The following is an 11211-nucleotide window of genomic DNA, read 5'->3' as shown; positions in this document are numbered from 1 at the left end:
TAATACATGCATGGCCGCTATTAAAATTAAAAAAATAATTGCAAAAAAAGACATCTCGTCACTGCTCAATAACCTGATAACTTCCCTGGGAGGAGATATTAGTATTCAAGACATTGATGAGCAACTGTTATTCGGAGATGAGCCTGATGATTCATCTGGAAAATACAAGATAGACCTGAAAGGAACTACTTTAGGGTGGGTTAGAGGAGGAGAGAATGCTCGTCCTATTGCCGCTCTAATCAATTATTTAGCCAATCAAGAACTAGAACGCCGATCAATTGCTATAGAAACCTTAGATAACTATCGAGAAATAAACTTACTCTACAATCTATCGGGGAAATTAACTGCCAACTTAATGCCTCAAGACGTTGCTCAAATTGTGATTAATCAAACTAGGGAATTAATTCCAGTAAATCGGGGATTTCTCTTTTTGCTAGACCAAGACCAATCCCAACTGGAAGTACTCGCTAGCTTTGAGCCAAAAATGGGGTATAGACCCCAGAAGCAATCGATAGCAGGTATTGTTCGCAGTGTGATTATGACTGGTGTAGGAGAAATCGTTAACGATGTCTCATCGGATCCCAGGTTTGTGCCATCTGATTATCCGATCAGTTCCCTAATGTGTGTCCCACTCAAGACCAAAGATCAGGTAATTGGTGTGATTCAGCTCAGTAGTGAACAACCTGTAGACTATACAGCCAGGGATTTGAAATTGATCAGTGCTTTAGCATCTCAAGCCACATCAGCCATATCTAATGCTATCCTCTATGAGAATATGCTTCGAGAAGAACGGGTGAGGAGTAATTTGAATAGATACTTTTAAGCCAACTTATAATAGTAGCACAAAGTATGGCATCTGTCAGTCTCAAAAAAATTATTTCTAAGCCAAAAGCGCTAGGGGTCATAAGTCAACTGATTGACGCCATAGACACCACTGTCCAGATTGAGGATATCCATGGAAAGTTGCTGTTGGATAATCCTAGGAAAATTCCGGTATTGGGAGGTTGTAACTTAGCCAATAAATATCCCGTTGAAGCAAGAGGTCAGGTGATTGGCTGGGTCAAGGGAGATCAGAAAGCGATCGCAATTAAAGAACTGCTGAATTATTTGGCTAATCAAGAATTAGAAAAAAAAGATCTAGGCAGTGCTATCTTAGATCAATACCGAGAAATTAATTTACTCTATAGAGTTTCGGAACGGATTCCATCCTGTTTAGAGCTGTCCGCTATTGCTCAGCTTTTCCTGGATGAAGCGAGAAGACTGATTCCAGGAGATTGTGGTTCAGTTTTGTTAATTAATTCCGAAACTGAGCAACTAGATATAATCTCCGCTTTTGGCAAACAGTATAATCCAACAGAATTTTTTCAACTGAGCAATAGTAATATAGAGAATGGGTTAGGAATTGGTAAGGCTGAGATTGTAAATCAGGTTCAAGATGATCCCAGGTTTATTGCTAGTGTGAAGTCTATCAACTCTCTGGTTTGTGCTCCTCTAAAAACCCAAAAAGGTCTGCTGGGGGTGATTAACTTTTGTAGTGAGAAACCAGTTAATTATACAGCTCAAGACTTAAAATTTTTAACGATTCTTGGAGCTCAAGCAGCAGGAGCTATTGAAAATGCCTTGCTCCATAGAAATAAACTACAGGAGGAGCGGATTAAAAGCCGACTAGAACGCTATATTCCTTCCCAACTTGTCCAAGCTATTATTGATGCCAAGGGCAATATCTCCCTGACTCCAGCCAAGAAGCCTATTACTATATTGTTCTCTGATATTCGGAATTTCACAACTCGGTGTGAAGAATTAGAAGCCCATAAAATTGTTGAATACCTGAACGAATATTTTACCTCCATGGTGGATGTCATCTTCAGCCATGAGGGAACAGTCAATAAATTTGTGGGGGATATGATTGTGGCTATGTTTGGTGCGCCCTCTAAGCTAAAGGATAATCAGGGACAAGCGATCGCAGCTGCTATTGCTATGCAACATCAACTTAAGACTATGCCTACCCCCTGGATCCGGGAGAATTTTCTAACCGGTATTGGGATTAGTTCAGGAGAAGTCGTGGTGGGAAACATCGGTTCTCCCCAGCATATGGACTATACAGCCATTGGTGATGAAGTCAATATCGCTGCCAGATTACAAGCTATGGCCAACGGGGGTCAGATCCTCGTCAGTGGTAGTGTCTATGAAGCGACCAAGCACCAGTATAGCTATCGGGAATTGGGTCAGGTTTCAATCAAAGGAAAACGGCAAACAGTAGATGTATTTGAGCTGATTAACTGATACGATGTTCAGCATTGAGTTTGGGATATCTAAATTACTCAAAGGGAACAGGGAACAGGGAACAGGGAACAGGGAATGACCAATTTAAAAGCACATCAGTTTACCTAATATCTCCGATAGTAAATCATTTCGTATTTAGATAAATTGTTACTTGTTACTTGTTATAGCGCTACGCGCAAGTCAGAAGTCAGAAGTCAGAAGTCAGAAGTAAGCTATGACTAAGTTTCGGAGTTTAGGAATGTCCTAATCTTAATGCGTAGTGCTATATCAGTACTTAGGTAGTAAATATACTTCTAGGGGGTGTTATTAAGGGGCTGCATCTCACTGTTGCAATTAGGCAAAAATTATAATAATATTCCCACACTTCCCACACTTCCCACACTTCCCACACTTCCCACACTTCCCACACTTCCCACACTTCCCACACTTCCCCTTCTTTTTTACAAATATGAGATGCACCCCCGATCTTCCTCCTCCTAGTTGCTGCTTGGGACATTTTCTGTGTTCAAGTTCTGATTTTTGGCGATCTTTTCCAACAGACATCGCCAAAAATGATTGCTTAAACTATTCACATGTCCTGCCGTACTAGAAGCCTTATTGATGAATCTATTGAAACCTGAGAGCCTTCCCCCTGCTCTAAGTCAGGGTGTCATATTCCAGAATCTGGTTGCTGAACAGAAGCTATTCTACCAGGGAAATTCCGCATCGTCTTTTTTTGTAGTGGAAACAGGGCGATTCAAAATTGTTCACTACACTAAATCAGGGAAAATGGTTACACTCCAGGTTGTTAGAGCCGGTGAGAGCTTAGCTGAAAGTGCTCTTTTCTCAACGGTCTATCCTTACACAGCAATTGCTAAGGTAGCTTCACGAGTAATTGTTTATCCCAAGCAACTTCTTTTGTCAAGCCTTTGCCTTTATCCTGACTTGGCCGAGAATTTCATGACCATTTTGGTTAGACACATTCACTCCCTCAGAGTCCGTTTAGAGTGGCGAGAAATTCGGACTGCTCACGACCGGGTACTTCAATATCTACACTACTTAGCTCAGTTCCGTAATCAAACCGTTCTCAGCTTAGACCAACCCTTCAAAGAAATTGCTGCTGAGCTAGGTTTGACTCCCGAAACTGTATCACGAGCTTTGATGCAACTGGAGAAAGCAGGAGCAATTACTCGTAAGAGGCGTTTGATTACCTTAATTGAAAATTAAAAATTGAAAATGGTTAATGCTTAATGGTTAATTGTCAAGAGTAAATTAACCATTAAGCATTAACTATTGCCGTGAATATGAAGTGATTCACCGGACAAGCTATGACCTGTGTAAAACTTGATTTGAATCAAGTAAGTCTAATTTGTTTATAATTTTTATCCTTGAATAAGAATTTATAATCGCTCCGTATAACACTTGATTTTAATCAAGCAAGTCTAACTTTTTTATAATTTTTTATAATTTTTATTCAATTATAAAAAATTATAGTTGATATCAATTCCGGTTAAACACTCATCCAATCAGGTAGTATTTGAGACTGTTTACTCATAGTTAATTGTTGATGGTAACTTCCATTAATTCCCATTAATTCCCATGAACTACCATTAACAATTAACGATTTACCTGAATACAACGTGATTAACCGAGATCTTGCACCATTGTCATTAATCGTAGGGTGGGCAGTGCCTACCAACGCGCTTTGCAAGCTTCATTATCTGTCTGGTGCACTGCCCACCCTACATCAACTGTTAGAGAAAATTCAAGCTAAAACAAGGAGAGAATTAAATGGCAGCAACATTAAGTCCAGGTAGCACAGCTCCGCTATTTATAAGCGACTTTGAGGGTGCAATGTTTTTTGATAGCCCTCAAGAAGGTGGAGGTGTATTCGCCGTAGGACAAGAAGATCAAACTAACATTTTTATTTTTGGCGACGGTAATGATGTAGCAGCTGGCGGCGATGAAGTAGATATACTCATGGCTGGAGCAGGAGACGATAACATCATGGGTGCTGGAGGAACTGACTTTGTCTTCGGCGGTCTGGGAGATGATATTGTTCGAGGCGGCTTAGGAGATGATGTTGTTGTTGGCAATGAAGGATCCGATGTTCTGATCAGTGGCGGCGGCAGCGATATCTACGAGTTTTTCGCAGATCAGTTCTTAGAAGGAGACTTGGATATTATCCTCGACTTCGAGGTAGGAAGTGATGCGATCGTAGTTGTAGGCAGCACTGATGTAAGTTACGATGCCTTCACTGGCTTTTTATCCGTTGATGGATCGGAAGTTGCAGTATTAAATAGGGGGTTAGATATAGACGTCTTTACCAGAACCAATTCCGCTGTAGTCTTCTAAAGTAGTGTTATAAAAAAGTTTTCCTCAGATGCAAGGGTTGTGTTTTAAACACTGAAAAGACTGTTGGCTTGATCAGGTTTTTATACAGGGTATTATTAGCTTCCGGCAACTAGAACAACTCCAGTATGTCCCCATTACCATTTGGTGTGGGGACTTTTTTGTCCTACTTTAGCTACAGCTACTCTCACATCCTGTCCGCTTGAATACTTATTTTTAATTAATTAATAAATGCGTAAATGCTCTAACTTAGCAGCAAAGCATCCGGAATAGCTAACTTGATCAAGTAAATTAATTGGTGTAGAAACAGGTAATGCTTTACCCAGCAGACTGCTCTATGACTAAAAAAATCTTGATCGTTGATGATGAACCTTATATGAGACTACTGATCGAGCAAACCCTGGAAGACCTGGAAGATGAAGGGGTAGAATTACTCACCGCTGAGGATGGTGAAGATGCTCTAGAGCAAGTTAAGTCAGAGCAACCTAATCTGGTATTTCTGGATTTAATGATGCCGAAAATGAGTGGGTTTGATGTCTGTAATCAGATCAAAAATGTTCTGTATATGAACGATGTTTATGTGATCATGCTAACGGCTAAGGGACAAGAGTTTGATAAACAAAAGGGCAAAGAAGTCGGCACAGATATGTACCTCACTAAACCCTTTGACCCTGATCAAGTGTTGGAAAAATCTCAAGAAATACTTGGTATCACCGCTACTAGCTGAAAGCAGGACAGATTTTCCTAGCCATCACCAATTTCCCAATAACTAATCTACTGTCCCGGCTTAAGTGGATAGCAGTATAACTAAATCCATCATCCTTCAGCTTCTGAGTTCACCGTAAGCACGGATCATTGCTTGAGTTCCCTGTTCACCTCCTGTACCAGTGTCAAGTTGTTGAACAACTTTGAAAAGACGGTCAGCTAATTCAACTCCAGCTAAATCCAGACTAGAAGACTGGAGGCTTTCGAGTACAAGCCTGAGGTCTTTGACCATGTGCTTAATCATGAAACCAGGCTCAAAGTCAGACTCAGCCACTTGTTGCCCTAAGTTGGATAACGCCCATGACCCAGCCGCACCTGTGCTACAAACTTCAATAACTAAATTAGGGTCAATTCCTTGATGTTCTGCCAACTTCATTGCCTCGCATAGGGCTACCATATGGACAGAACAAAGCACCTGGTTGCACAGTTTAACTGCTTGACCGCTGCCTACCGGACCACACAGGCGAATGGTTTTGCCAAGGATTTCCAGTAGGGGTTTACACTCCTCGAAGTCCGTCTGCTCACCTCCAAGCATAATTGTTAGGGTACCATTTTTGGCTCCGATATCCCCACCGGAAACTGGTGCATCGAGAAAACGTAGGTTGTGCTTCTTTAGTTCCCCACTGATTTCCTGGGCTGCATTTGGTCCAATGGTGGTGAAATCCACAATTAGGCTACCGGGTTTGGCATACTCAGCCACTCCCTCAGCTCCCAGCATAACCGCTTCCACATCTGGGACATCCCCCAAGCAAGAAAAAATTATGTCAGCTGACTCGACGGCTTCCCGGATGGATGAAACTACCTTGGCTCCAGCATCAGCAGCAATCTTGACTCCTGGACGATCGGGGGTGCGATTCCAAGCCATAGTGGGGTAATTACTGGTGGAGTAATCACTACGGGCAAGATTAGCTGCCATATATCCACCCATAACGCCGAGACCAAGAAAGGTAAGATTACTGTTCATGCTGATTCCATTAAGTCCGCTTATTTTAATATTCTTACCTAAAAGAAGACGGGAGTTTGAAAGCCCGTGTACTTTAGCGGGGGATGAAAAACGACTCGGCGAAACGGTAGTGGTACACAATTCGTGATTTTAGCTCCCGTTACCTTGACCAGACCAACGCCTACATCACTACATCTTTACCACTACCTTTTTTTTACACATATCTAAAGCTTGTTCAAAGGTAATTTTTGTAAAAATTTGTAGTTTACCATCAACTGTAGCATCATAAATCTCTCTACCAGATCTATTAAAGTTAAATCGAGCCATATGATAGGCTAATTCAGAGCCTTCTAAGTCTGGCAGATGCCATTCTTTATTCCCAAAATACCCAGGAGTAAAATGGTTTGGGTCATCTCCTTTTAGGAACTGTTTTTCGTTAGGATTACCTACAGCAGTAAAGTTATGATCGACTCCTATCAAGAAAATTCTCTTAAAGCCCATATAGAATGCTAGCTGCATTGCTACATAAGTTACAGTGTATCCTTCGCAAATTAACTTCGATGCATCTGTCTGAAAAACGAAAGGACTACCTGCTGTAAATATTTTATAAATATGATCCCTTTTATCAACCACATTATCAGCTGCTCTAGCTGATAAAAATGATGGACAGTTTAACTTTTAAAACTCTCTCGCGCTTTGCTCGATTACCAAAGAGTTTACTGCAACATGATAGCTAATATTTAAATTAACTTTATCAAAAATTAAGTAGATTTTGTTTAAGCCAAACGTATAATACTTGTTCAGTAATGATAAATCAATTTTATTAAGGGAAGGACCATTACCAATAATAAAACAGTCCTCTTTTTTATGAATTTTTTTAAAGTCTAAAAGTCGCTTAGACTCATTAAAGTACCATTGAATGTACACTGGATCTGAGTAATTATTAAGATACTCAACAATTGAATCTATTGCTACTCGTAATTGTTTTTGAAGCATAATCAATTCAGCCGTAAAAGGGCTAATTAGCTGGTTAACTAGTTTGGGCTTTAGATATGCGAATAAATCTTTATTGTTAACCTATATAGGATCGTGTAAACGTCCTCCAATGCCACCATCAACGCTTAAAGTTGCACCGGTTATGAAACTTGCTTCAGGCAAAGATAGAAACAATGCCACTTTTGCTACTTCTGCTGGTTCTGCAATCCGCCCTAAAGGATGCATTTGAGACAAGTTCTCAAACTCTTCCTTCTTCCCTTCAAACCCAGCCATTAACATTGGTGTCGCTACTGCTGCTGGACAAATCGCGTTGACCCGTACTCTCTGATTGAGATCCACTGCCATACTTCTAGTCAAACCGACCAAAGCTGCCTTACTGGTTGCATAACACACAAACCCAGGCTTGGTAAGGCTGGCGTGAATACTGGCAATATTTACTACTGAGCCGACCGCTTGTTCCAACTCTGGCAGCAATGCCTGAGTTAACACAAAAGGAGCTACCAAATTAACATCTAGTGTCTGATGCCAATCTTCTACTGTGAGTTGGTTTGTGGGCTTGAGGATTTGCACTGCTGCATTGTTAATTAAGGTAGTCAAACCTCTGCTTTGCAAGTGCGATCGCACTTGCTCAACAATTTCTGAACAATAAGCTGCATCACTGCACATTTTCTGCAAATTGCCGACAATCATAACATCGCAGGATGCAGCCGCTGAAACTACATCAAGACCAATCACAAAGTGATTAGCTTCTTTAAAAACCTGGCACAAAGCTTGCCCAATGCCACCCGCAGCTCCAGTAATTAAAGCACTTTTCACGATCTCAATTCCTAGGCACATCCAAGAAAATCAAATAGCAAATGCATTGCCTGATAACTAGCACGACGCACAGCATCCACCGTATTAGAAGCATTATGGGAGCCAAAAATACACTGTTCAAAAGGCCGTAGCGCAGAGGCTTCCGGTAATGGTTCCATTTCAAAAACATCTAAGGCTGCCGAATGCACCTGTCGTGAAGACAATGCCTCCACCAATGCTGCTTCATCAATCAATGGACCTCGGGCAACATTGATCACCCGCACCCCTCGCTTTGCCTTAGCAAATGTTTCTGAATTCAGTATATGATGATTTTCACTAGTTAACGCACAGGTCAGCACAATCAAGTCGGCTTCTTCCAAGCGTGCGGGCCAAGCAGCAGGTTGTACTGCTTCTAATCCCTCCACTGCTTGGAAATAAGGATCGTAAGCAATTACCCCCATGTCAGCTGCTAACAGCCGCTTCGCCGTATTGCGCCCAATATCCCCAAACCCAACTAAAGCAACCGTCTTATCCCCTAGAGAAATGCCTGCTGGTTTTAGCCATGTTCCTGCTCTAACGGCTCGGTCAATCATGAAAGTCTGTCGTGCTAGGGCAATTACATAGCCCATGGCAATATCGGCTACTTCCGCACCAAACATACGAGGGGTATTTGCTACTAAGATACCATTATCATTCGCTGCTGTAAAGTCCACATTATCAACCCCAACACCCCACTTTACTGCTGCTTTTAGCTTCCCAGATTTCCCGTTCTCAAACACTTCGCGAGTGGCAGGATCGTCGCCAATAATCCAACCGTCATACTGAGGAATGAGGGACTTTAGTTCTTCCACGGATAGGGTTTGCACTACTGGAGGACAATCAACTTCAATGCCTTTCGCTGCAAAAAGTGGTTTGAATTCATCCATCAAACCTAACATGGGTGGACAGGTAATTAATACTTTCATTGCTCATGCCGCTTGTACAACAGAAGAAGGGTAGAGATACTGGGCAACTGCTTCAGCCATTTGCCAGTCCACTTGATCGTCAATATCAATCGACTCTAAGGGAGGAGTTTCAAACATCATAGGTTGCTTGCCAATCCTAGCTTGGGTGGCAGCGAAGCTTAAAGGTGTAAAAATGTAGAGATTAGAATTTTATTCGTACCAGGGTTCCAAGTCCTGAGTTCTAATTAGGTTATTGGGATTGTGGTTAATGGCAGAACCATCTTGACGGTAGAAGCGAGTTTGGAAGCGATTAACTGTAAATAGCGAATCAGCAGTTCCCCTAGCCCTAGCCTCCAGAAACTGCTGAAGTGCCTTGCGAATTGTTGTCCCACTGAGGAGGGGATTTGTAGTGTGGGTCATCAAGTAAATATCGGCAGGTTCATTTGCTATGTCATCTGCCAGAATCCGGTTCATGCTGACGAAATCACCACACAATTCTGGTTTGCGATCGCGAATCTGAACTCGATCTGAATCGACCAATCCGTGTTCTGCCAGAATAGAGCGAGCATCTGTATTTATAATCACTTTTGAGACTTCGTTTAGCTCAATAAGTGCATTTAAAATCCACTTGAATAAAGGGTTACCATTCAATGGCTTAAAATTTTTACCCTTGACTCGCTCGCTGTTAGCTTTCATTGGCAAGAGAGCAATAATTTTCGGTTCAGTATTAAAATAATTCATTAAAAACTAATATCTAAAAATTTTGTAGCAAACTTAGTCAGATAAGTTACGTAAAACTACCCTAGCTGGAGCTCCTTATACTCCCTTGAGCTTAATTGGTAAACATAACAACTCATACTTTCCAGTTGAAATATCCGTTAAATTCAAGCCTTCAATAATAACAACCTCGGATTTTAGCAGAATTTGATGAGTTTCCGGACCATCATAAAAACCTTGGACTGACAAATAATCCACCCCAATTAACCTAATTCCCCGTTCAACTACCCATTCAGCGGCATCTGCTGTGAGCGCCACAAAGTCCGGCTGAAATTCCCGCACTTGCGATCGCCACAGCCGAGAGTTTCGCGTGTGCAAAAGCAAACGCTGTGTGTTGGCAGGTAGAGTTAACTGCTTTAATACCTCTGCGGTGATGACATCCACATCATCGGGCACAACTACAACGTAAACCTCTCCGATTAGAACATCCAGAGGTAGCTGTTCCACACTTTCCCTGGGATGAAATGCATTGGAGCATCAACGTGAGTCCCCGTATGTACACTAAAATGCAGTGTTGTATCGGTAGCAATATCACCATGTTCTAAATCGAGGTGACGGTGAAATTCAATTGCTGGGCTACCAGGCCAGGTGGGAAGGTATGGGGATACGGGTACTGAAATGTCAATATACTTGCTCGGAGGATTTTGCAGAGGAGCCATAGTCAATGAGTCGTCGATTGTCATAAGAAAAGGTGTTCTGGTAACGTGATAGGCTGCGTGGATAATAAAAGGTTTGTCGCAGGCGGTTGCTCACTAGTCCCCTTTGGGCAAAGCCTTGGTAGGTACCCCAGAATTGCATTAAGCGGAATATAGGAATTGATTGCAAATTTGGTTTGAAAACACCGTCATGCCATGCATGATAGTAGTCACTGACAACATTTGTGGTAAACAGGCGCAAAAAATCCCAAAAATGGAAGTCTTCTTGGGGATAAATCTGTTTAAGAGCAATGGCTTCTCGTCGATAGCGGTTGTAAATGCGTTTAGGGGTTTCCTCATGAACATGAATAATTTCAGCTGCGGGAACGTAAGCAATGCGGTAGCCTAGGGGCATAATCCGTTTTGCCCAGTCCAAATCCTCTAAGCCTGTGAGGGTTTCGTCGTAGGGAACGTCTTCCCACAATGATCGCCGGATCGCAGCATTAGCATTGTTACAGAAAGGATAGTCTTGATTCCTGACATGAACCGACTGATCGGGAAACCAAGTAGCAAATATCTGGTGTTCTGAATACTTGCTTGTTTCGTTACCGCGTTGTTTTCCGTAGGTTAAAGCAATCTTAGGATCTTTAAAGGGAGCTAACAGCTTTTCAATCCAATCTTGGTAGATGGGATAAACGTGAGCACTGGCAATAACGATGAATTGCCCGGTGGCAGCCTGACA

12 protein-coding genes and 1 pseudogene are annotated in these 11211 nt (G+C 41.9%); 5 read left to right on the top strand and 8 right to left on the bottom strand.

Going from position 1 to position 11211, the window contains the following annotated elements:
• Window positions 1-10: 10 nt before the first annotated feature.
• Together F6K51_RS01895 and F6K51_RS01890 are read left to right on the top strand one after the other, a co-directional pair.
• A complete protein-coding gene (locus F6K51_RS01895; RefSeq protein WP_293017598.1) occupies window positions 11-823 on the top strand; it encodes a GAF domain-containing protein in 813 nt (270 codons plus the stop codon).
• Window positions 824-849: 26 nt separating this feature from the next.
• Complete coding sequence (locus F6K51_RS01890) at window positions 850-2283, top strand: adenylate/guanylate cyclase domain-containing protein (RefSeq protein WP_293017596.1); 1434 nt, start codon at window positions 850-852, stop codon at window positions 2281-2283.
• 274 nt (window positions 2284-2557) lie between these two features.
• Here F6K51_RS01890 and F6K51_RS01885 read toward each other — a convergent pair whose 3' ends face one another.
• Complete coding sequence (locus tag F6K51_RS01885) at window positions 2558-2779, bottom strand: hypothetical protein (protein WP_293017594.1); 222 nt, start codon at window positions 2777-2779, stop codon at window positions 2558-2560.
• A 104-nt stretch (window positions 2780-2883) separates the two neighbouring features.
• On the opposite strand from F6K51_RS01885, the gene F6K51_RS01880 reads away from it, so the two are divergent.
• The 3 genes from F6K51_RS01880 (at window position 2884) to F6K51_RS01870 (ending at window position 5341) form a co-directional block, all read left to right on the top strand.
• Window positions 2884-3489 carry a Crp/Fnr family transcriptional regulator gene (locus F6K51_RS01880; protein ID WP_293017593.1) on the top strand — a complete coding sequence of 202 codons (606 nt, stop codon included), beginning with the start codon at window positions 2884-2886 and terminating at the stop codon, window positions 3487-3489.
• 564 nt (window positions 3490-4053) lie between these two features.
• Window positions 4054-4617, top strand: coding sequence for a calcium-binding protein (locus F6K51_RS01875; RefSeq protein ID WP_293017592.1), 564 nt, complete (start codon window positions 4054-4056; stop codon window positions 4615-4617).
• Between the two features lie 334 nt (window positions 4618-4951).
• Window positions 4952-5341 carry a response regulator gene (locus F6K51_RS01870; protein ID WP_293017591.1) on the top strand — a complete coding sequence of 130 codons (390 nt, stop codon included), beginning with the start codon at window positions 4952-4954 and terminating at the stop codon, window positions 5339-5341.
• A 96-nt stretch (window positions 5342-5437) separates the two neighbouring features.
• Here F6K51_RS01870 and F6K51_RS01865 read toward each other — a convergent pair whose 3' ends face one another.
• The 7 genes and pseudogenes from F6K51_RS01865 to F6K51_RS01830 form a co-directional block, all read right to left on the bottom strand.
• Window positions 5438-6343 (bottom strand): NAD(P)-dependent oxidoreductase, encoded by a 906-nt coding sequence (locus tag F6K51_RS01865; RefSeq protein ID WP_293017590.1) that lies wholly within the window; start codon window positions 6341-6343, stop codon window positions 5438-5440.
• 168 nt (window positions 6344-6511) lie between these two features.
• Window positions 6512-6955 (bottom strand): hypothetical protein, encoded by a 444-nt coding sequence (locus tag F6K51_RS01860; RefSeq protein ID WP_293017589.1) that lies wholly within the window; start codon window positions 6953-6955, stop codon window positions 6512-6514.
• A 444-nt stretch (window positions 6956-7399) separates the two neighbouring features.
• A complete protein-coding gene (locus F6K51_RS01855; protein WP_293017588.1) occupies window positions 7400-8134 on the bottom strand; it encodes an SDR family oxidoreductase in 735 nt (244 codons plus the stop codon).
• Between the two features lie 11 nt (window positions 8135-8145).
• On the bottom strand, window positions 8146-9078 hold the full coding sequence (locus F6K51_RS01850; RefSeq protein WP_293017587.1) for a phosphoglycerate dehydrogenase: 933 nt from the start codon (window positions 9076-9078) through the stop codon (window positions 8146-8148).
• 189 nt (window positions 9079-9267) lie between these two features.
• Window positions 9268-9798: an acylneuraminate cytidylyltransferase family protein gene (locus F6K51_RS01845; protein WP_293017586.1), complete on the bottom strand. Its 531-nt coding sequence runs from the start codon at window positions 9796-9798 to the stop codon at window positions 9268-9270.
• Between the two features lie 75 nt (window positions 9799-9873).
• Window positions 9874-10493: pseudogene (locus tag F6K51_RS01840) on the bottom strand (cyclase family protein).
• Window positions 10456-11211: glycosyltransferase family 2 protein (locus F6K51_RS01830; protein ID WP_293017583.1), on the bottom strand; the 756-nt coding region annotated here is incomplete at its 5' end. The gene F6K51_RS01830 and the pseudogene F6K51_RS01840, both read right to left, overlap by 38 nt.

Source organism: Moorena sp. SIO3I8 (assembly GCF_010692325.1).
Lineage (GTDB): Bacteria > Cyanobacteriota > Cyanobacteriia > Cyanobacteriales > Coleofasciculaceae > Moorena.
Note: the sequence above shows the minus strand (reverse complement) of the source record. Positions and strands in the feature narration are given on the sequence as shown.